The following is a 21,226-nucleotide window of genomic DNA, read 5'->3' on the forward strand; positions in this document are numbered from 1 at the left end:
CTACCTACGTAAGCACCTGACGGCCGTTGAACGGCACTCACTATTTCCTGCCTGTACTATCTCAGAGAATATACTGGCTTAGGTCGCGGTTGCGGACCATGTCGCTCAGGCGTTCTTCGACCAACTCACGGGTAATCTGGATCCGGGCGTGGGCTCCAATTACGTCGGGCACGTCGAAGAGGATGTCGTTGAGCAGGCGGCTCATGACGGTGTGCAGGCGGCGGGCCCCGATGTTCTCGACTTCGGCGTTGACCTCGAAGGCAATTTCGGCCAGGCGCTCCAGGGCCGCGTCGTCGAAGGAAAGCTCTACTTCCTCGGCCTGCAGCAGGGCTTCGTACTGCTTGGTCAGCGCGTTCTTGGGGTCCTTCAGGATCTTGAAAAAGTCATCCTTGGTCAGACTTTGCAGCTCTACCCGGATGGGGAAGCGGCCCTGCAGCTCAGGAATCAGGTCGCTGGGCTTGGCGACGTGGAAGGCACCGGCAGCAATGAACAGGATGTGGTCGGTGTGGATGATGCCGTACTTGGTGCTCACGGCGCTGCCTTCCACGATGGGTAGCAGGTCGCGCTGCACGCCTTCCCGGCTCACATCGGGGCCACCTCCCCCGCCCTTGCCAGCGCGGCTGGCAACTTTGTCAATCTCGTCGATAAAGATGATGCCGGCATTTTCGGCCTGCCGGATGGCTTCGTCTTTCACCTCGTCCATGTCGATGAGCTTGGCAGCTTCCTCATCGAGCAGGATTTTGCGGGCTTCGGCGATGGTGACTTTGCGCTTCCGGGTTTTCTTGGGAATCATGCTACCCAGCATATCCTGCAAGCCCGAGAGCGAAGCCTCGTCCAGACCGGCCGGGCCGCCGACTACGCCAATCCCAGGTGCACTGTTTTGCTGCACCTGAATGTCAATCTTGCGGTCTTCGAGTTCCCCATTACGGATTTTGAGGCGAAACTTCTCCCGGGTCCGCTCATTGAGCTCGTAATCGGAGTCGGGCACGGAGCCATCGGCGGCAAAGCCCACGGAAGGTTTGGTGGGTGCCAGGCCACTGCCGCTGACGGGCGGAATAAGGGCGTCGAGGATAATGTCTTCTACTGCTTGAGCAGCCCGGCTCTTGACTTCCTCCTTGCGGCGCTGCTTGACCATGTTGACCGACTGCTCGACCAAGTCGCGGACCATGCTTTCCACGTCGCGGCCCACGTAACCAACCTCGGTGAACTTGGACGCTTCAACTTTAGTGAAAGGTGCCCCGGCAATGCTGGCCAAGCGGCGGGCAATTTCGGTTTTGCCCACTCCGGTGGAGCCAATCATCAGGATATTGTTGGGCACGATTTCGCGCTGCATTTCCAGGGGCGCGTGCAGGCGGCGCCACCGGTTGCGCAGGGCAATGGCCACGTGGCGCTTGGCGTCGTGCTGGCCGATGATGTACTTGTCCAGTTCGGCCACAATTTGAGCCGGGGTCAGGAAGGTGTTGGAATCTAGCATGGAGAGAAGGTAGGGAAAGGCAGTAGCGCGAACTTTGTAGCTCGCGTCTCCGGCTGACCGTCATTCTATACGGCGCGGGGACGCGAACTACAAAGTTCGCGCTACGAAAGTTGGGAGCTAGTCGTTTTTCTTGAACAGCGTGTCGATGTTGCGGGCTACGGTAAAGTAGTTGGCCGCCCCGGAGGCATGGTAGCCGGCTCGGGTATAATCAAGCTGAAACTGGCTGATGCGCAGCATCACGCCGAAGCTGATACCGGCCCCGCCCGCGGTATTGTCGAGGCGGAGCTCCCGGCGCTGCAAGTGGTTGTAGCCCAGGCGCACGTTCAGATTTTTGCCCAGAATCAGCTCGCCGCCAACCACAAAGTGGCGGGCAATTTTGTCGCCCAGGCTTTTCTTGGGTTTCACTTCATTGCCCTCGTCATCAAGCTGCCCGCGCACGGTGGGGTCGAGGTATACAATGTCGAGCTGCTGCAGGTGGTGGGCCGAAATAGAAATGCGCAGCGGCATGTGCTCGGGCTTGAACGAGGTGCCAATCTGCACGTCGAGCGGCATGGGCTCCCGCTCGGCGCCGGCGTAGGGCTTGAGCTGAATGCCGGCATTGCGCACCACCAGGCCCACGTTGAAGTCTTGGGTTGGGTGCTTGAACAAGGCGCCCACGTCGGCCAGCGTGGCCACCGAGTGGTTGCCGGCTATGCCCGACACGGCCAGCTTCAGGGTACCAGCCAGGGTGAAGTTGCCGCTGGTGTAGGCGTTAGACACGCCAACAGCATACTCATTGACCGAAAACTGCCCGAGGCTGTTGCCAGCCGCATCGACTTGTTCAAACTGACCATAGTCCAGGTACGTCAGGCCTACGCCAAAACGACCGGCGCGCTCCGTATTGAACACGTAGGAGGCGGTGCTTTGCTTGATGTCGGAAAGAAAGTCAACGTAGCCCAGGGCCAGGCGGCCGTCCATTTCCTTGTTGAGCAGGGCGGGGTTGCCGTAGAGCATTGTGCCGTCGGCGTCGCGCGAGGAGACGTTGACGCCACCCAACCCAGCCAGCTTGGCGCTGGGCGGCAGGTTGAGAAAGGAAAAGGCCTGCTGCCCGCCAATCTGGGCGGCGGCCGGCCGGGCTAGCAAGCCACCTAAGCCTAAGACAATAATCCGCACCAAAGCCGAACGGTGTAGCAGTCGATTCATACCTCTAAGATAGGTGATTGGAAAGCATCCTGGGTAAGACGCCCGAACGGCTGGTTTTATTGTTTGGTGGGCCGAATAAGTCCCCCGAGCCCGGAAACAAATGTTTCAGGGCTCATCTGCTCCCCCGAAGCTTAGAAACATTCGTTGGAAGACCCAGGGGGAGTAGATGAGTCTGTATTTTTTTATTTCCCGGTTCATCTACTCCCCCAGAGCATGAAAACAATTGTTTCCGGGCTCTGGAGACCTCCCACTGGCACGAAAACAACCGTGGGAAGGCCGGGACGAATTTCCCAACCTTCCCACCAATGCAGTCGGCTCAGATGGCGGCTTACGCCACTTCCACGCTGGGCGCCGGAGCTACGGCCGGCTCGTCGCGCACCACGAGCTTGATGGGGTGAGCCACCTTTTCGTCGAGCAAAGCCACCTTGAGCACGTCGTCGACCCGATCGGCGTAGTGCACGGTCAGGTCCTTGAGGTAGTCGGCCGGGATTTCGAGGATGTCTTTGCGGTTCTTCTCGCAGAGGATAACGTCCTTAATACCGGCACGCTTGGCCGCCAGAATCTTTTCCTTGATGCCGCCCACCGGCAGCACCTTACCGCGCAGGGTGATTTCGCCGGTCATGGCCAGGTGGCTGCGGATTTTGCGCTGGGTAAACACCGAGGCAATGCTGGTGAAGATGGCAATGCCGGCACTGGGGCCGTCCTTGGGAACGGCGCCCTCGGGGAAGTGAATGTGCAGGTCGTACTGGTCGAAGAGGCGGTAGTCGATGTCCAGCTCCTCGGCCCGGCTGCGCAAATACGAAAGGGCCGTTATGGCCGACTCCTTCATCACGTCGCCGAGCTGCCCGCTCAGCGTGAGTTTGCCCCGGCCCCGGCTGAGCAGGCTTTCGATGAAGAGTATGTCGCCGCCCACTGAGGTCCAGGCCAGGCCCGTAACCACGCCGGCGGTTTCGTTGTCCTGGTACAGGTCCCGGTCGAAGATGGCCGCGCCCAGGATTTTGCTCACGTCCTTGGGCTCCAGCGTTTCGGGGAAGGGCTCCTTCATGGCCTTGTTCTTGGCAATGTTGCGAGCCACCGCTCCGAGCTTGCGCTCCAGGCTCCGCACCCCCGATTCGCGGGTATAATCATCAATGACGCGCTGCAGAGCGGGCGTGGTGATGGCCACATCCTTCTGGCTCAAGCCGTGCTCGGTGAGCTGCTTGGGCCAGAGGTGCTTTTTGGCAATCTGGGTTTTCTCCTCCAGCGTGTAGCCGGTCAGGTCGATGATTTCCATCCGGTCGCGCAGGGCGGGCTGAATGGTGTCCAGGGAGTTGGCCGTGGCAATGAAGAGGACTTTCGAGAGGTCGTACTCCACCTCCAGGTAGTTGTCGGTGAAGGTCGAGTTCTGCTCGGGGTCCAGCACTTCGAGCAATGCCGAGCTTGGGTCGCCGCGGAAGTCGGAGGCAATCTTGTCGATTTCGTCGAGGACAATAACCGGGTTCGAAGCGCCGGCCTTCTTGATCTGGGCAATGATGCGGCCGGGCATGGCCCCCACGTAGGTTTTGCGGTGCCCGCGGATTTCGGCCTCGTCGCGCACGCCGCCCAGGCTCATGCGCACGTATTTGCGGCCGAGCGACTTGGCAATAGAGCGGCCCAGGGAAGTCTTGCCCACGCCGGGCGGACCGTAGAGGCACAGAATCGGGGCCTTCATATCCTGTTTGAGCTTGAGCACAGCCAGGTACTCAATGATGCGCTCCTTCACCTTTTCCAGGCCGTAGTGGTCCTGGTCGAGGATTTTCTTGGTGCGCTTCAGGTTGAAGTTGTCCTTGGTGAATTCGGCCCAGGGCAAATCGAGCAGAAACTCCACGTAGTTGACGCTGATCGGAAACTCAGCGGCCTGCGGATTGACGCGGGCCAGCTTCTCCAGCTCCTTTTGGAAGTGCTTGGCTACGGCTTCGGGCCACTTCTTGTCCTTGGCCCGCTGGCGCAGCTTGTCGATTTCCTGGTCGGGCCCGTCGAAGCCGAGTTCATCCTGCAGCACCTTGATTTGCTGACGCAGGAAATAGTCGCGCTGCTGCTGGTCGATATCGGTGTGAACCTTGGTCTGGATTTCGTGCTTGATTTCCAGGAGCTGAATCTCCTTCATCATCATCTCCAGCAGCATGGTGCCACGCTCCACACCGTCGTTGATTTCGAGCAGCTTCTGCTTGAGGCCCACTTCCACGTTGATGTTGGACGAGAGAAAGTGGGTGAGGAAGGCCGGCGACTCAATATTATCCAAGGCGACCTGGGCTTCCTGCGGAATCTCGGGGTTGAGCTTGAGCATCTTGGCCGCCGCGTCTTTCAGCGACGACACCAGGCCCTTCACCTCCTTGGAGCTCTTATTGGGAAACGTTTCGGGGAAGTAGCTCACGCGGGCCGTGAGGTAGGGCGTGTCCTGGGTTTGCTCCTCAATGCGGAAGCGGCTCTGGCCCTGAATGATAATGGTCGTGTTGCCGTCGGGCAGCACCAACAGCTTCAGGATGCGGGCCATGGTGCCGACTTCAAACAGGTCGGTGAGGGCAGGGTCGTCGCTCTGGGTGTTCTTCTGGGCCACAACGCCCACAATCTTGTTGCCGCGGTAGGCCTTACGTACCAGCCGGATGCTTTTCTTGCGCGTGACGGTGACAGGTAGCACCACGCCGGGAAACAGGACGGTGTTGCGCACGGGCAGCAGCGGCAGCTGCTCCGGCGACTCCTGCTCCGACAGGGGCTGGTCGGGGTCGGAGGCGACAATGGACACCATTTCGGCCGGGTCTTCGGTCATCAGCAACAGGTTAGGTTTGGGCTTGCGCGAATCGTATGAACTCATAAGGCGGGGGTCGGGAGAAAGAAGGCGGTGCCAGAATGACAGCAAAAGCCGGCACCGCGCAGGGCGGAAACAAGTGGGCTTCCGAATATACGGCTTTGTCAAGTGCTATGCCACGGCCGGCAGCAGGTAATTTAGGGGAGCTGAACCGGTCAAGGCGGCACACAGTTCAGCCAGTCCGGCAGCAAATGGCCGTACGGTTTAGATGAGAAAATCCCTATTTTTGACCCTGTGCCGCGCCGTTTGGGCTGGCCCTTGTGCTTTATTGATTTATGCCCCGCTCTCTACGCCCGCTTCTCACCCTTTTGCTCTTTTTCAGCTTCCTTGGAACCGGGCATTCCCAGCAGAAAAATACGGCGCCCGCCACGCGCAAGCTCACTGGCAAAGTGACGCGGCAGCTGCGGGTGCGCCCCGACGGCACGCCCGACTTTATCAACATCAACAAGCTGGCCTACTTCCAGGACAAGAAAGCCCTGAAGGCCATTCAGAAGGCCGAGAAGCGCCGCAACTACAACCAGGCCCGCAGCCTGCTCGAAGCCTACGTGTCGTTGTTTGGCATTCAGAACTTCGCCAAGGACACGCCCATGCTCTGGCGCTTGGCTCAGCTCTGGGAGAAGGCCGGCAACGAGGAAAAAGCTAAAGCCTACTACCGCCTGGCCCTGAAGCACCACCGCCAGGACATTCGCAAGATTCAGCTCTACTACGATTCGCTGGAGCGCAAGGAAGCCGACCTTTACGTGCCACTCAAGGTGTATTACGACATCGTGGAGTATCGCAAGAGCATTGCCACGTTTCACCCGCCCAAAGGGGTATACACCAGCATGGGCGACGCCATCAACTCGAAGCGGGAAGACTACGGCCCCACGCTGAACGCCGGCGCCGACCAGCTGATTTTCTCGTCGAAGCGCAAAACCCGCGGCATTCAGGATGCCGTGGACGAGGATTTGTACACGTCGCACAAGGAGGGCGTGTCGTGGACCGATGCCGAGCCCCTGCCCAAGCCGATTAACTCCCAGTACAACGAAGGCTCGGCCTGCATCAGCAAGGATGGTAAGACGCTCTACTTCGCCCGGTGCGAGTGCCCTACCTGCCACGGCAACTGCGACCTGTATGTGTCCACGTTCAAGGACGGACAGTGGACCACGCCCAAAACGCTGGGTACGACGGTCAACTCCCCGGCCTGGGACTCGCAGCCGACCTTGTCGCGCAACGAGGACACGCTCTACTTCGCCTCCGACCGGCTCGGCGGCTTCGGCTTGTCCGACATCTGGTTTACGGCCAAAAACAAGGCCGGGCAGTGGACCAAGGCCCAGAACCTGGGCCCGGTGGTGAACACCCGGGAAAGTGAGGTGAGCCCCTACTACCACCCGCTCTACAACGTGCTGTACTTTTCCTCGCGTGGGCAGCTACTCAACTACGGCGACTTCGATATCTACAAAACCTACCGGGTGCGGGGCCGCTGGCAGGAACCACGCAACATTGGGCCGCTGGTAAATGGCAAGGGCTCGGAGTACTATTTCACGATTGACTCGGAGTCGACTAATCTGTTTTATGCCCGCTCAGAGGCCAAGGACATGAAAAACCTGGACCTCTATTCTTTCCCCCTGCCGATGGAAGCCCAGCCCTTGGCTACTACGCACATCGAAGGCTCATTGGTGGATTCGGTAAGTAGTAAGCCGCTCAACGGCATCGTCAGCGTAATTGATACCGACAACGGTATTGAGGTAGCCAGCAAGTACGTGCGCCCCGACGGCACCTTCGACTTCGACCTGATTGAGGGCTCCCACTACGTAATTCTGATTCAGAGCCCAGACTACTTCACCGTGGAAAAGCAGTTGGAGCTCAAAGGCGACACGGTGATGAAGCTCGTAACCAACTCCATTGACTATGGCCTGCCGCTGATTTTTAAGAACATCGAGTTTGACCAGGATAAGGCCAACATCCGGCCGACTATGCACCCGGTTCTGGACCGTATTGCCCTGTTCATGGTCGACCACCCCACATTCCGCCTCAGCATCAAGGGCCACACCGACTCCAAGGGCGACCCGGATTTCAACGAAAACCTGTCGAAGGACCGGGCCGAGGCCATCCGACGCTATATTGAAACGAAGGGCAAGCTCAAGCCCAACCGGATTGAAAGTATGGGCTACGGCAGTACCCAGCCGCTCAAGGAGGAAGTAACCGAGGAAGATGCCCGTATCAACCGGAGGGTAGAATTCCGCCTCATCCGCCCCGACGAGGACAAGCCCAAGCCCGGCGACGACAAGAAGCCCGCTGATGGCACGTTGGATTGGAAATAATTTCTAATGTGGAAAATGTGGAGCAATGTGCTGAACGCGGAAAAATTTGTCCTTGCGAGCAGATCGACGCAATCCGTCCTCTGCTGGTGACAAACGTTCTTTTATCAGAAAGCCCTTTCCTGCACGCGGCAGGAAAGGGCTTTTCGCATTAGAACACTCGGCACATTTTAGAGGACGGATTGCTTTGGCTCACGCCTCGCAAGGACACGAAGCGGCACTAGCACTACGTCCCATTAGAAACTCAGCTTTTGTTCCTCATTACCGTCCCGGAACAGGGCGCTTTGCTTTTTGCCACCGGCGTCGAGGTTGACGATGTTCATTTGGTCGCTAAACGTATCTACCAGCAGCCGGTGCCGCAGCACGATGGTATTGGTGGGCTTGGGCAGCTTCACGGTCAGGTAGAGCCAGTGGGCTTCGTGGTCTTTTTCGAAGCCGAGAAGCTGCAGCGGCAACGTCTCACCGGGCCGGGTGCCGAAAGTCAGGGATTTGCGCAGCAGCTCAGTCGTAAGCTGAGTTACCTGGGGCCGCGGCGTCTGCTCGAAGCTAATAGCCTTAGGCTGTCCCACCGACAGGGCCTTTTCGAAGTCGTCGGTGAAGACTTTCAGGCTTATTTCGAGCTGCTGCTTGGGCGCGTTATAGCGCACTTCCATGATGCTGGCGTGGTAGGCGTGGGCCAGGGCCGGCAGGCGGAGCAGCACCAGCAGGGCTGCCAGCAATGCCCAGCGGCCCACGGAATTCAGTAGTCGGTTCATTGGTTTGGAAATCACGCCTGGGGTGGAAAGGAAAAGCCGTGCCACTTTGCAGAAGCACGGCTTTGCGCGAAAAAATTCCAAGGTAGCAGCGCCTCCTACAGGAACTTGAGGACCTGCTTAATAACCAGCACGTAGGCCATTAGCCCCAAAATCAGGACCATACCCACTTTCTGGGCGTTTTCCATGAAGGTATCGGAGGGCTTGCGGCCGGCAATCATTTCGTATAGCAAGAACACGACGTGGCCGCCGTCGAGAGCTGGAATAGGCAACAGGTTCATAAAGGCCAGCACCATGGACAGCATGCCGGTCAGGGTCCAGAACCGTTGCCAGTCCCACTGCCCGCCGTACTGCTGGGCAATTTCTACCGGGCCGCCAATCGACTTGCTGAACGACGCGTTGCCGCTGAAGATCTTCCCAAACGCCTTCATCTGGGTTGTGATTACGCCAAATGCTTTCTTGGTTCCCACGGGCAACGACTCGGCCAGGCCGTAGGTGCGGGTTGCTTCTTTCAGCAAGGATTTGGGCATGAAGCCGATATGGCCTTCTTCGTCGACGGCAATCTGCAGAGTCACGGGCTGCCCGTTGCGGGTTACCTGCACCGGTACGGTTTTACCGGCATTGGCCTTTAGGGCTTCCTGGAGTTCGGGGAAAAACTGGGTGGGCTTGCCCGCCACGGTGGCTATCTGGTCGTTGGTTTGCAAGCCCCCCTTGGCCGCTCCACTCCCTGATACCACTTGGCCCACCACAAAGGGGTTCAGGGGCAGCACGAAGGGCGTCTGGTCCTTGTCGGAGAGGCGGTCCATAAAGTTTTTCGGAATCGGAATATCCAGCAGCTGCCCGTTGCGGTCCACGGTATAATAGCTGTTGTTGCCCAGCATCACGTCGGGGCTGTACACCTCGTCGAACTCGGTGAAAGGCCGGCCGTTGATTTTAACGATTTTGTCGCCGGTGCGGAAGCCCATTTCCTCACCCAGCTTGTTGGGCACCACGCCGTAGCGCACTTCGGAAGCGGGCAGGTAGCTTTCCCCGTAGTTAGCCGTCAGGGCCGTGAAGATGATAATACCAGTGATGACGTTCATGATGATGCCACCCAGCATGACAATCAGGCGCTGCCAGGCGGGCTTGGCCCGGAACTCGTTGGGCTGGGGCTCGGCCGAAAGGCTTTCCGCGTCCTGGGTTTCGTCGATCATACCGTGGATGGCCACGTAGCCACCCAGCGGAAACCAGCCCAGGCCGTACTCCGTCTCCCCGATTTTCTTTTTGAACAGGGCGAAGTTCATCACGCCCGGCATCGGAAAGAGGAAGTCGAAGAAGATGTAAAACTTATCGACGCGAATCTTGAAGTACTTGGCGGCGGCGAAGTGCCCGAACTCGTGCAAACCCACCAGAATAGAAAGGCCCAGCAACATCTGGCCGGCCATGATTAATACTTCCAAAGCGAAACTTGGTATTGAGGAGAAAAGGGAAGATAAACAGTCATGCAGGGGCGCAGCCGAAGCATCTCGCGTGCGATGGTAATCAAATTAGCTTGGCAACGTCAGCCCGCGAGATGCCTCGCTTGAGCTCGACTTGACCCTTACCTGCCAGACAACACTTATCGGCGGCCAACCAGTTCGTGCGCCACGCGGCGCGTTTCCTGATCGGTCTGCACGTAGTCGTCCAGCGACGGTTCGGCAAGGTACGAAACCTTCGTGAGGCAGCTTTCCACCAAGCTCGGCATTTCGAGAAACCCGATTTCGTCGCGCAGAAAAGCGGCTACGGCAATTTCATTGGCCGCGTTGAGCACGCAGGGTGCGTTGCCGCCCTGGCGCATAGCCTCAAACGCCAGGGGCAGGTTGCGGAAGGTGGCGCGGTCGGGCTGCTCGAAGGTGAGGTTGGGATAATCCAGGAAGGAGAAGCGGGGAAAATCGGACGGTAGTCGCTCGGGGTAGCCCAGGGCGTACTGAATCGGCAGCTTCATGTCGGGTAAGCCCAGCTGGGCCTTCAGGGAGCCATCCTGGAACTGAACCAGGGAATGAATGATACTTTGTGGATGCACCACCACGTCGATTTGGTCGTCGTTGAGCCCGAACAGCCACTTGGCCTCAATAACTTCCAGCCCCTTGTTCATGAGCGAAGCCGAGTCGATGGTGATTTTGGCGCCCATGTCCCAGTTGGGGTGCTTCAGGGCCTGGGCCTTGGTGACGGAAGCCAGCTGCTCGGCCGTGCGGCCTCGGAAGGGCCCTCCTGAAGCCGTCAGGATGATTTTCTCAATCGGGTTGCGCTCCTCTCCCACCAGGCACTGAAAAATGGCCGAATGCTCGGAGTCGACCGGGTAGAGGCCCACGCCGTGCTCCTTGACCAAGCGCGTAATCAGCTGGCCCGCCACGACCAGGGTTTCCTTGTTGGCCAGGGCAATGTCCTTACCGGCCCGGATGGCAGCCACCGTGGGCAGCAAACCCGAGTAGCCCACCATAGCCGTCAGCACGATGTCGGTGTCGGGGCGGCCGGCTACTTCGGTCAGGGCAGCAATGCCGGCCAGCACTTCGGTGGCTTGCCCGGCCAGAGCGGTTTTTACGGTCTCGTACTTTGCCTCGTCGCCGATGACTACCACGGCCGGCCGAAACTCCCGGGCCTGCTGAATCAGCAGCTCGGCATTGGAGTGGGCCGACAGCGCCGTGACCTGAAAGCGGCCGGGGTTTGCGCGGATAACGTCGAGGGCCTGGGTGCCGATGGAGCCGGTAGAGCCCAGCAGCGTGACGCGTTTCAAAGGAGAGGACATGGAGAGTGCAAGGCTACGGGCATGGTGGGGTTGCCCTAGGACAAAAGTAAGCCGAACTTTGGGTTCGTGGGTACAAAGCCGCGGCGAAGCGGCGCGGAACGGCGTACTTTTGCCTTTACCGTATTCTATAGCCCGATGAACACCCCCACTCCTGCCCCGCTTTCCGCCTTCGACAAAGCCCGCAACGGCCTCTGGACCAGCCTGCAAAAGCACCTCGAAACCGTGTACGAAGCGGAAAGAAGCTTCCGCGCCGCTACCGCCTTTACCACTTCCTTCCCCTTCTCAGCCGCCCAAACCGAGCCCGAGCAGCTAGCCGACTACCAGCAGCAGCGCCTGTTTCTGCGCGACCTGTTCATTGACGAAACCAACCAGCTCGACAGCCTGGTGAAGGCCGTGCGCACCAAAAGCTACCAGGAAGACGAGAAAAAGCTGCTGCTGCTCATGATTCTGGGCTATATCGATATTGCCGACAGCATCTTTGGTTTGCTCGACACCCACCGCCCCAGCAAGCTCGACAAAGATGAGGAGCTGGAAGAAACCACCGCCAAGTTTGAGCGGGTTAAGAACTTTGTGCGGCTTAATATTAAGGGCATTTCGGGGCTGCTGCCCAAGCTGTAAGGCTGTTTAGAGCAGCCTGCTTAACACTTACTTTTTAGCTGGCGAAAAAGAGTAGGGCGCGGCGGCGGCCTGCGTGCCGCGGCTCTGGTTGGGCGTAGGGCTCATGTCGAAGTTGAGAACCGCGCCTTGCAGGAGTTCCTCGTGGCTAAGCCAGTTATTGTCGTATTCCCGGCCGTTGAGCGTGAGCTTGTTCACATACCGGTTTTCGGCCGAGTTCCGGGGCGCGCTCAGCACCACGTCCTTGCCCGAAGGCAGGTGTAGCGTGGCCTTAGGGAAAAGCGGGGCGCCAAGCACGTACTGATTGGTAGCCGGGCACACGGGGTAAAAGCCCAGGGCCGAAAACACGTACCAGGCCGAGGTTTGCCCGTTGTCCTCGTCGCCGCAGTAGCCGTCGGCTGTGGGCAGGTAGAGACGGTTAAGGGCCTCGCGCACCCAATACTGGGTTTTCCAGGGCTGGCCGGCGTAGTTGTACAGGTAAGGCATGTGCTGAATGGGCTGGTTGCCGTGAGCGTAGTTGCCCATATTGGCAATCTGCATTTCCCGGATTTCGTGGATGACCTCGCCGTAGTACGACTCGTCAAACACCGGCGGCAGGGTAAAGACGGTGTCCAGAGTAGCCACAAACTTTTGCTTGCCGCCCATCAAATCAATCAGGCCCTGCACGTCGTGAAATACCGACCAGGTGTAGTGCCAGCTGTTGCCTTCGGTGAAAGCGTCGCCCCATTTGAAGGGGTTAAACGGCGTCTGGAAAGTGCCGTCCTGGTTACGGCCCCGCATCAGGCCGGTTTGCTTGTCGAAAAGGTTGCGGTAGTTCTGGCTGCGCTTGGCGTAGAGGTTAATTTCCTTTTTCGGCCGGTTCAGCGCCTTGGCCAGCTGATAAATGGTAAAGTCGTCGTAGGCGTATTCGAGGGTACGGGCCGCGTTTTCGTTGATTTTAACGTCGTAGGGCACATAACCGAGCTTGTTGTAATAGTCGACGCCGGCGCGGCCCACGGCCGTCAGCGGGCCGGCGTTGTTAGCCCCGTGGGTCAGGGCTTCGTAGAGCACGTTCATGTCTTGCCCCCGAATGCCTTTCAGGTAGGCATCGGCCACCACCGAGGCTGAGTTGTTGCCCACCATCACGTTGCGCAGGCCCGGACTGGCCCATTCCGGCAGCCAGCCGCTTTCCCGATAATCGTTGACCAAGCCCTGCTGAACTTCGGTGCTTACTTCCGGATACAGCAGGTTCAGAAAGGGAAACAGGGCCCGGAAGGTGTCCCAAAAGCCGGTATCGGTATACATATACCCCGGCAGCACCTGCCCGTTGAAGGGGCTGTAGTGCATCACCTTACCGTTGGCGTCCAGTTCGTAAAGCTTGCGCGGAAACAACAACGAGCGGTACAGGCAGGAGTAGAACGTACGGCGCTGGTCGGTGGTACCGCCTTCCAACTCAATGCGGCCTAACACCTTATTCCAAGCGGCCCGGCCCTGCTGGCGCACCGTTTCGAAGTCTCGGTCGCCAATTTCGCGCAGGTTGAGCTCAGCCTGCTCGGGGCTGATAAACGAGGAAGCCACCCGAGCATTCACCTTTTCTCCCTTGCGGGTCTTGAAGCCGACGACAGCACCAGCGTGGACGGCGGTTACTTCCAGCACTCCACTAGCCAACTTTTTGTCCTGATAGAGGGCCGTGCTGGTGAAATCGTGGTCGAATTCCAGCACGAAGTAGTTTTTGAAGTTCTTGGGCACCCCGCCTCGGTTGCGGGTAGTATAGCCAACGACTTTGCGCTGCTGGGGTAGAACCTTCACGAAGGAGCCCTTATCGAGGGCATCAATTACGACGTAGGCGCTGTCGGTTTGGGGGAAAGTGAAGCGGAAGCGGGCGGCGCGCTCCGTCGGTGCTATTTCGGTTACCACGTCGTGGTCGGCCAAATACACGCGGTAGTAGTTGGGCTCGGCCACCTCGGCTTTGTGCGAAAACCAGCTAGCCCGGGCATCCTCATCAAATACGCGCTGCCCGGTAATAGGCATCAGGGCAAACTGCCCGTAGTCGTTCATCCAGGGTGAGGGCTGGTGAGTTTGCTTGAAGCCCCGCAGCTTGTCGGCCGAATACTGGTAAGCCCAGCCATTGCCCATTTTGCCGGTTTGCGGCATCCAGAAGTTCATGCCCCAGGGCAAGGCAATGGCCGGGTAGGTGTTGCCATTCGATAGTTCGGGCTTGGAATCGGTTCCCATTAGCGGGTTAATCCACTGCGCCAGGTCGGAGCTCACCGATTGGGCGCGGGCTGGGCTAGTCACGGCCAGCCAAGCTGCTGCCAGCACGAAAAACGTTTTTTGCATGTGCGCAGAGGTAAGGATACGGGTAAACGCAAAGCTGTAAGCGGCCAGTACAGCCGCTCATAGAGCAGCAATATCCGGATTTATCGGACCTCCCCAAGCTTGCTTAAACATTTTAGCAACTCTACATCGGGAGCCCCTTGTGTTGCCAGTAGTTAGCGGCTACTGGCCAAGGGGCTTTGTTTTATGCCGTTGGTAGCGGCTGCGGCCCACCTGCCGAAACTTGTCAGCCTCCACCGCATAGAGCGTCACCACCGAATCAATTTCGGACTGGGTGGCTACACTGTCCTCACCCGTTACGCCTTCGTGCAGGGCAGTCAGGCGAAACTGGGTGGGCGTTTCAAACACGCCATAAGCCCGGGTCAGCTCACCACCATCGGCCCCGAAGTGAGCCACAGTTTCCCGACTGATGAGCTGGTGACGGGCGTCGTACACCAGGCGCAGCAGCTCAAACAAGAACTCCCCGTCGTCGTGGAGAATGGTTATTTCCTGGCGCTGGGGCGTATTTTGCTGCAAGGAGTAAAAATAGTAGGGTGCTATTTCGCGCTGGGCTCGGGGCCGGGTCTTGCCCTGTAAATACCGCTTTTCCTGGCTGGCCGTGAGCTTTATCAGCTTCCCCGTACCCAGGTCAAAGCCGCCTTCCGGTCCCGTGCGCGTCGTCACGCGGAACGTATCCTGCCGGGCCATCTTAAACCAGGCCGGGTTCAGGAAATCGTCGACGGGGGCCGGGGCGGGCGGCGCTACGGCGGCCACAGAGTCGGTGCCGGCCGGTGAAGCGGGATTTTCCGGCGGCTGGGCCGGGCCACAGGCGGCGCACACTCCGAGTAAAAGCCAGCTGGGAGTTTTCATCAGGCTAGGCAACGGAAAGGATACGCACAGGCTTGCCATTAAACCCGGCCTCCTCCCCTGTCCGCTTGCCGCTCAGGGCCGCCGCTACCGGTGCCGCCGCCGATACAGCAAAGTAGTCGGTGCCGCCGGCCGTAAGCTTGCCGGCGCTGATGCTGATAAAAAACCAGCCCATGCTCGTCTGCACCAGGGCACCGGGCCGCACCGTGTCGCAGGACTTGGTGGGGTCGATGCGCTGGAGTTCGGCTTGCAGTTGCCGGGCCTGCTGGAGCTGCACCAGGTTTCGGTCCCGCTCGTTCTGGGCCATGGCGCGGCCGGTTTCGTACTTGTCGCCGGCGCTGCTCTTGGTTTCACTGTTGGCCGATTCCTGGGCGGCCTGTACGGCGGCCTGCACCGCGCTGAGACGGTCCTGAACGTACTGCTCGCAGAGCGTATAGAGTTGGAGTTTGATGAGGGAAGTATCGTTCATTACGTTTAATAATTACCTGGCCCATGAGTGGACCAGCACCTTCTGTTTGCCTATTCAGGTCAGAAGCCTGGCCCAGAAGCTTTGCTTGAGTTCGGGAAGATAAAATAGCTTCTGTTGGTACACTACAATTTCAACTTCCTGGTCAATCCACAGCAGTCGGCCACGGCTGGAGGCATATTTCAGCCGCCCACACTTTACTTCACCCGCTTCGCTGATATAGGTTAAGTAGGGGTACTCTAACGAGGTCCAGCTACCCGCTACTCGTACCACATCTTCCCGATACGCCGTAACAACTGCCTCGGTATGGTAGCCGTGTTTGAGAATATCGGCCACCAAGGCCCTGCTATACCGATAGTGCAAAAAGAACAAGGCACTGCCAATAAGGGAGAAAATAGTAAGGACTATTGTTTCTTCAGACATACAGCAGCCGGCTTACCAACTCCAGTCCGGAGTTGCACTTTTATAACTTCCTTTACTGCCTAGCCCCATTTTTTATAGCCTGATAAGCCGCCAGATGGGCCTGCACCAGCTCAGCAAACGAACGGTAGCGCACGGCGCCGGGAATCCAGTTGGCAAAATGCCAGGCTTCCCATTCGCCCTGGTGGTGGACATCGGGGTTGAGGGCCAGAAAACCGGCGTCGCCCCAGTCCGAGACGAGCAGCAGGCCTCGGAAATACTCCCCGCGCACCTGCACGCTGTTTTGCTTCTTGCCGTAAATGAAATACTCCTCGTCCGGCACGCTCGGCACGGTTTCGACGTCAACTTCCCACATTTCTACCAGTTCAGCCTCGGTTTTTACCAGCCAATCGACTTCCGCGCAGGGCTTGAGTCGCCAGATAAACCGGTTGAGCGGGCCGAAACCGTTAGAAGCTTGCAAAAACGCCCGGTACGAAGGCGGCAGCGTGATGTGCAGCCGCTCTTCCATGGCGTCCAACTCGGCTTCCGTAGCGCCCGGGGCCCCAAGCCACTGACTTTGGCGCTGCTCCGCCGTCAGCCGGTCGGCCAGACTCCCACTGCTAAAGGCCGGATCAGCTAGAATTTCCCGGCTGATTTGGTGCAGCATATCCGGCCAGTTTAAGGCATTTGACATATTGGTACTTGCTTAAACCTGCTATGCACTTCTCCCAGCTGATGGAGCTGGGCACCAGCCCCGCAATGGGCGCGGCTTGGGCACCACCGGCCTATTTTTCCAGCAGGGCCGCCTTTACTAAGTCGACCCAGTCATCGGCTTCGGGCGGAATAAGAACGACCCGAAAGGTATGCCGCTGCGCTTCAATTCCCACGCCCGGCGCATCATCCACCAGCCAGTCGATGCCGAAGCTGGGCGGGTGCTTGGTGCAGCGTACCCTGACCTCGCGCTGGTGACGCTCTTGGTTCACGACGCCATCCAGCCGCAGGCCGTACCGCCAGAACAGCTTGCGGATATACCAGGAACGGCGGTACGAAGTGGTATACACCCATACTTCCCAACCCTGTTTCCGGCAAAAGTCGTGAAGCCCAATAATGCCCTGCCGGAGCGGCTCCCCGCCCAGCAGCCGGGCCCAGACGGGGCATATGGGCCGCTCCAACGGGAAGTTATGGGCACAGCGGATGAGGGTGTTGTCGAGGTCGAAGGCAATGCGCATGGCTTCTAAACGAGAAAAAGCGCAGCGGCAATACGCCCGGCCCAAACGGGGCGTGTGGGCTTACCTTGCTCCGCCGCTTTCTTACTCGACCCGGAACAATACCCGGCGGCCGCTGTATTCGTCGCTCATTTCCTGATCCAGGTACTCAGCATCGTCATCTTCCGTTTCTGTTTCTGTTTCTGTTTCTGTTTCTGCTTCCGCTCCCGGCTCCGTTTCATCAGCTTCTTTGGGCGTGGGCCGGGTGTAGCCCATATCGGCCAAGTCCTCGTCGCTGAAGCCTTCCATCCAGGAGTCATCCTCATAGCTGTAGGCTTTCGACTCGTAGTCAAGAATGACTTCCGGACCCTGCTGGAAAATGCGGCCTGTACCACTCATTTGAAACTCGCCGGCGCTGGGAAGCTCCAGTAGCCCGGCCAGGTAGCGCTCCATGCCATACGCCAGGTCATTAGGCGCTTCGTAGTTGAACTCCTGCTCTTGGCCATTTACTTCCGTGTACACAAAACCTTCGTCGCCGCCGCAGTCCCAGCGCACGGTGAGGGTTTGCCCGCTTTGCAGGATAGATAAAATTTGGAGTTCTAGCGGCTTCAGGGTAGATGGCATAGATAATGGTTTTTTGCAAAGAAAAGGAAATAAGTGCCCGAGCTTCAGACGCGGCTTGCCGCCTGCTTTTCCTGTTCCTGCAGCCACGCCAGCGCCCTAGGATCGGGACGGTATTGCCAGGGCTGACGCAGCGTGACATACCCCAGCGGCTCAGCGACGGGCACTACCCGCGGCAGCTGCTGCAGGAGCGCTTCGGCCGCCGACAGCCCGAGAAGCTGCTCAGCCAGATAGAGGCCAAAGGTGGTAGTAGTCAGTAAGAAGGCCGCCGGCAGCCCGGTGCGCAGGTAAGGGCGCAGCACCAGGCTCCGCACAGACTCGGGCAAACCGGCCGAAAGTTGCTCCGGCGTGGTGACCGGCAACACGGCTACCACTTCGGGCTCTATGCCCAGCAGCCAGTCGTGCAGGGTCGGAACCCGGCCCGACAGATCTTCCTGGCAGTGGGCTGCGGCCACGTCGCGCACCAGCACCTGCCGGTTATCGGCCGTAATCAGAACGTGGCCCAGCAGCTCGGTGGCCCACTCAATGCCGGTGGTGTGATGCAGCAAAAGCCGGTGCCGGGGATGAAAGCAAAACAGCTTACTACTGTCCAGAAAGCGGTGAACTGGCAGGTAATCGGCGGGCAGGCCCCCAAACTTATGCGCCGAGAGCAGGCAGTGTTTCCAGATATTCATACTCGTAAGTAAGCGGCTACCCGGCGGCCACCAAGCCTTCGGCTACCTTCCGGTCGTTGCTCAGGCGCGGCACTTTGTTTTGCCCACCGAGCTTGCCCAGACTTTTCATGTAGCGCTGAAACGCCCCGGCCGGCAGCTGGGTGAGCTGCAGCGGGGCCAGAATGCTGCCCGCCAGCAAGTCGTCGTAGTACACATTGCGGCGGCGCAACCCGGCGTCCAGGGCGGTGGCAAAGGCGGCAGCATCGTGGGGCGGGCGGGCAAACTCGACCAGCCACTCGTGCCGGCTGGGTTCCTGCGGGTCGGAGCTCACGCGCGGGGCCACGGTAAACTCGACCACTTCCACCTCGGGAAACTGGTTCATGGCCGCGCGCAACGTCTGCTCTACTTCCTCGCCGATGACATGCTCGCCGAAAGCCGACAGGAAGTGCTTGATGCGCCCACTGACCACGACGCGGTACGGACTTAGACTCACAAAGCGCACCGTGTCGCCGAGGCTGTAGCCCCATAGGCCGGCGTTGGAGTTGAGCACCAAAGCGTATTGCCGGTCCAGCTCCACTTCCCCGATGGTGAGGCGGGGCGGGTTGGGCTCGAAAAACTGCTCGGCAGGAATGAATTCGTAGAAAATACCCGCGTCGAGCAGGAGTAGCAGGCCAGAGTTACCGGGCTCGTCCTGGAAAGCGAGAAACCCTTCCGAGGCCGGAAACAGCTCGATACTGTCCACGGGCCGGCCGATGGTTTCAAACAGTTTGGCCCGGTAGGGCTCAAAGTTGACGCCGCCGTAGACGAACAAGTCAAACTGCGGAAAAATGTCCTTTACCGGCTTGCCCGTAATCTGCACCAGCTTGTCGAAGTACATCTGCACCCAGGGCGGAATCCCCGAAATCAACGTCATGTTTTCGGGCAAGGTTTCTTCCACAATATGGTCGAGCTTGGTCTCCCAGTCCTCGATAATGTTGGTAGAATAGCTGGGCAGTTGGTTGCGGCGCAAATAGGCCGGCACGTGGTGGTTCACGATGCCTGACAGCCGCCCGGTATGAATGCCGCCCACCTTTTCCAGCTCCGGACTGCCCGACAAAAACATGAGCTTACCGTCTAGAAAGCGGCTTTTGCCCGTGGCGTGGATGTAGTGAAACAGCGCATCCCGGGCCCCATTGATGTGGTTGGGGATGCTGTCCTTGGTCAGGGGAATGTACTTGGCGCCGGACGTGGTGCCCGAGGTTTTGGCCAGGTATTCGGGTTTGCCGGGCCAGAGTACATCGGCCTCGCCGGCTTTCACCCGCTCGAAGTACGGAGCCAGGGCTTCATAGTCGCGCACGGGCACCAGCCGGGCCAGGTCGGCGGGCGTCTGGATGGCAGCAAAGTCATGGTCGCGCCCAAAGGCAGTATTCCGGCCTTTGGCAATCAGCTCCCGAAATACGCGCTGCTGGGTAGCGACGGGGTCTTGCTGCCACTTGTGGTAACGGCTGGTAATAAAGGCGGCCAGCGGGCGGCTCAGGGCAGATTTTAGACCCATGCGGTGAAATGGTGAGGTGGTGAAATGGTGAGTTCTCACCACTTGCACGGCAATTCAGGTTGCCAAAGGTACACTTCCCGCCAAATCGGTACTGCTTATCCTTTCCCTGGTTCCGCCGTACCTAATAGACGAGTTTAACCAACTTCACCCCTTACAATCTCCTTATCATGATTAATCAGCGCGGAAATGCCGTTTGGAACGGCGACATCAAAGGCAGCGGCGAAATCTCGACCCAGAGCGGCACGGTAAAAGCCCCGTATTCGGTCGGTGCCCGGTTTGAGGGCCAGAAAGGCACCAACCCCGAGGAGCTCATCGGGGCGGCCCACGCCGGCTGCTACACCATGTTCCTGACCGGGCAGCTGACCAAAGCCGGAGCCCAGGTCAAGCAAATACGGACCGAGTCGAAAGTGACGCTCGACACCTCTGGCGACGTGCCCAAAGTGGTTAAAATTACGCTGACCACCGAAGGCGAGGTGGAAGGCATTACCCAGGAGGAATTCCAGCAGCAGGCCGAAAATGCCAAGCTGCACTGCCCCATTTCGCAGCTGCTGAGTGCCGTACCGGAAATGGAACTGGCCTCAGCCACGCTGAAGTAGGTTTCTAGTTGTCAGTTGGTCGCTGTCAGTTGTTAGCTCGTTGTTACGAACAACTGACAACGACCAACTGACAACTAGAAACCGGCAGCGCCCCGTGCCTTGCCGGTTTTTCGTTTACTTTGTGGTCAGACCTCTACTCTCTATGCCCCGCGCTACCAAAACCACCCGCATCCGGCTGCGGCCCGCCGACACGTCCAAGGTTCCGTTCTGGGGCCAGCTGCTCATCGGCTTCCTCTGGATTGCCTACACCGTTTTTCTGATTGTCGCCGGCCAGGGTGAGCAGGATTACCACTTCCTGCACTACGTGTTTCTGGTTTTCAGCCTGGTGTATATCGGCTACGTACTGGTCCATAACGCGCCTATTTTCGGGACCCAGAGCTACCTGGAGTTTACCCCCGGCTATATCGTGCATAAGGGGGGCCTATTCCGGCCTAAGCAGGTATTTGCCGCCGAAGAAATCGAAGCCATTGACTTGGCTCCCATGCAGCTGCGCATCCGCCTGCGTTCCAATGATCTGTACACCTTGAACCTGCGGGAAGTCAAAGGCCCTAAGCGCCGGGAAAACTTCCGCAACGAAATCCGGCAGTTTGCCGCCCAGTACAACATCCTGCTGCGCGAAACCGCCCCGGCTCCCCGGATTTAATTGCTGCCCAAGTACAATGTAAAAAGCCCGCTTCGA

19 protein-coding genes are annotated in these 21,226 nt (G+C 58.8%); 4 read left to right on the forward strand and 15 right to left on the reverse strand.

The genetic code is table 11. The annotated features are described in order from the left end of the window. Positions 1 to 61: 61 nt before the first annotated feature. The 3 genes from hslU to lon form a co-directional block, all read right to left on the reverse strand. Positions 62 to 1,474 (reverse strand): ATP-dependent protease ATPase subunit HslU, encoded by a 1,413-nt coding sequence (gene hslU, locus MUN80_RS24365; protein WP_244717255.1) that lies wholly within the window; start codon positions 1,472 to 1,474, stop codon positions 62 to 64. A 117-nt stretch (positions 1,475 to 1,591) separates the two neighbouring features. Next, the gene (gene porQ / locus MUN80_RS24370) at positions 1,592 to 2,656 is read right to left on the reverse strand and encodes a type IX secretion system protein PorQ (RefSeq protein ID WP_244717257.1); all 1,065 of its coding nucleotides are present in this window, start codon (positions 2,654 to 2,656) and stop codon (positions 1,592 to 1,594) included. 328 nt (positions 2,657 to 2,984) lie between these two features. Further along, the gene (lon, locus tag MUN80_RS24375) at positions 2,985 to 5,486 is read right to left on the reverse strand and encodes an endopeptidase La (RefSeq protein WP_244717260.1); all 2,502 of its coding nucleotides are present in this window, start codon (positions 5,484 to 5,486) and stop codon (positions 2,985 to 2,987) included. A gap of 269 nt (positions 5,487 to 5,755) precedes the next feature. Between lon and MUN80_RS24380 the strand changes: the two genes are divergently transcribed. Continuing rightward, positions 5,756 to 7,783 (forward strand): OmpA family protein, encoded by a 2,028-nt coding sequence (locus MUN80_RS24380; protein ID WP_244717263.1) that lies wholly within the window; start codon positions 5,756 to 5,758, stop codon positions 7,781 to 7,783. A 233-nt stretch (positions 7,784 to 8,016) separates the two neighbouring features. Here MUN80_RS24380 and MUN80_RS24385 read toward each other — a convergent pair whose 3' ends face one another. From MUN80_RS24385 to MUN80_RS24395, 3 genes are all read right to left on the reverse strand, one after another. Continuing rightward, a complete protein-coding gene (locus MUN80_RS24385) occupies positions 8,017 to 8,535 on the reverse strand; it encodes a DUF6702 family protein (RefSeq protein WP_244717266.1) in 519 nt (172 codons plus the stop codon). A gap of 95 nt (positions 8,536 to 8,630) precedes the next feature. Continuing rightward, on the reverse strand, positions 8,631 to 9,971 hold the full coding sequence (gene rseP, locus MUN80_RS24390; RefSeq protein WP_244717269.1) for an RIP metalloprotease RseP: 1,341 nt from the start codon (positions 9,969 to 9,971) through the stop codon (positions 8,631 to 8,633). A gap of 158 nt (positions 9,972 to 10,129) precedes the next feature. Continuing rightward, positions 10,130 to 11,296 (reverse strand): 1-deoxy-D-xylulose-5-phosphate reductoisomerase, encoded by a 1,167-nt coding sequence (locus MUN80_RS24395; protein ID WP_244717272.1) that lies wholly within the window; start codon positions 11,294 to 11,296, stop codon positions 10,130 to 10,132. A gap of 135 nt (positions 11,297 to 11,431) precedes the next feature. Here MUN80_RS24395 and MUN80_RS24400 point away from each other — a divergent pair, with 135 nt between their 5' ends. Next, positions 11,432 to 11,914, forward strand: a complete 483-nt coding sequence (locus tag MUN80_RS24400) for a hypothetical protein (RefSeq protein ID WP_244717275.1) — start codon at positions 11,432 to 11,434, stop codon at positions 11,912 to 11,914. A gap of 27 nt (positions 11,915 to 11,941) precedes the next feature. Here the strand turns inward: MUN80_RS24400 and MUN80_RS24405 are convergent, their stop codons facing one another. The 9 genes from MUN80_RS24405 to MUN80_RS24445 all read right to left on the reverse strand — a co-directional run bounded on the left by MUN80_RS24405 (position 11,942) and on the right by MUN80_RS24445 (position 19,951). Further along, the gene (locus tag MUN80_RS24405) at positions 11,942 to 14,230 is read right to left on the reverse strand and encodes a GH92 family glycosyl hydrolase (protein ID WP_244717278.1); all 2,289 of its coding nucleotides are present in this window, start codon (positions 14,228 to 14,230) and stop codon (positions 11,942 to 11,944) included. 159 nt (positions 14,231 to 14,389) lie between these two features. Then, complete coding sequence (locus MUN80_RS24410) at positions 14,390 to 15,076, reverse strand: hypothetical protein (protein WP_244717281.1); 687 nt, start codon at positions 15,074 to 15,076, stop codon at positions 14,390 to 14,392. A 4-nt stretch (positions 15,077 to 15,080) separates the two neighbouring features. Next, complete coding sequence (locus MUN80_RS24415) at positions 15,081 to 15,542, reverse strand: 3-oxoacyl-ACP synthase (protein ID WP_244717284.1); 462 nt, start codon at positions 15,540 to 15,542, stop codon at positions 15,081 to 15,083. 54 nt (positions 15,543 to 15,596) lie between these two features. Then, positions 15,597 to 15,962 (reverse strand): hypothetical protein, encoded by a 366-nt coding sequence (locus MUN80_RS24420; RefSeq protein WP_244717287.1) that lies wholly within the window; start codon positions 15,960 to 15,962, stop codon positions 15,597 to 15,599. A gap of 52 nt (positions 15,963 to 16,014) precedes the next feature. After that, entirely contained in the window at positions 16,015 to 16,605 is a 591-nt protein-coding gene (locus tag MUN80_RS24425) for an SMI1/KNR4 family protein (RefSeq protein ID WP_244717290.1), read from the reverse strand. A 118-nt stretch (positions 16,606 to 16,723) separates the two neighbouring features. Next, positions 16,724 to 17,167 carry a hypothetical protein gene (locus MUN80_RS24430; protein ID WP_244717293.1) on the reverse strand — a complete coding sequence of 148 codons (444 nt, stop codon included), beginning with the start codon at positions 17,165 to 17,167 and terminating at the stop codon, positions 16,724 to 16,726. Positions 17,168 to 17,248: 81 nt separating this feature from the next. Next, positions 17,249 to 17,767, reverse strand: coding sequence for a hypothetical protein (locus MUN80_RS24435; protein ID WP_244717297.1), 519 nt, complete (start codon positions 17,765 to 17,767; stop codon positions 17,249 to 17,251). Positions 17,768 to 17,811: 44 nt separating this feature from the next. Beyond that, positions 17,812 to 18,438 carry a DUF6915 family protein gene (locus MUN80_RS24440; protein ID WP_244717299.1) on the reverse strand — a complete coding sequence of 209 codons (627 nt, stop codon included), beginning with the start codon at positions 18,436 to 18,438 and terminating at the stop codon, positions 17,812 to 17,814. Positions 18,439 to 18,454: 16 nt separating this feature from the next. Then, a complete protein-coding gene (locus MUN80_RS24445) occupies positions 18,455 to 19,951 on the reverse strand; it encodes a GH3 family acyl-acid amido synthetase (RefSeq protein ID WP_244717301.1) in 1,497 nt (498 codons plus the stop codon). Between the two features lie 167 nt (positions 19,952 to 20,118). Between MUN80_RS24445 and MUN80_RS24450 the strand changes: the two genes are divergently transcribed. Both MUN80_RS24450 and MUN80_RS24455 read left to right on the forward strand, forming a co-directional pair. Beyond that, positions 20,119 to 20,547, forward strand: a complete 429-nt coding sequence (locus tag MUN80_RS24450; protein ID WP_244717304.1) for an OsmC family peroxiredoxin — start codon at positions 20,119 to 20,121, stop codon at positions 20,545 to 20,547. A 142-nt stretch (positions 20,548 to 20,689) separates the two neighbouring features. Beyond that, positions 20,690 to 21,190 carry a hypothetical protein gene (locus tag MUN80_RS24455; protein WP_244717307.1) on the forward strand — a complete coding sequence of 167 codons (501 nt, stop codon included), beginning with the start codon at positions 20,690 to 20,692 and terminating at the stop codon, positions 21,188 to 21,190. Positions 21,191 to 21,226 lie beyond the last annotated feature (36 nt).

The organism is Hymenobacter cellulosivorans (genome assembly GCF_022919135.1).
Lineage (GTDB): Bacteria > Bacteroidota > Bacteroidia > Cytophagales > Hymenobacteraceae > Hymenobacter > Hymenobacter cellulosivorans.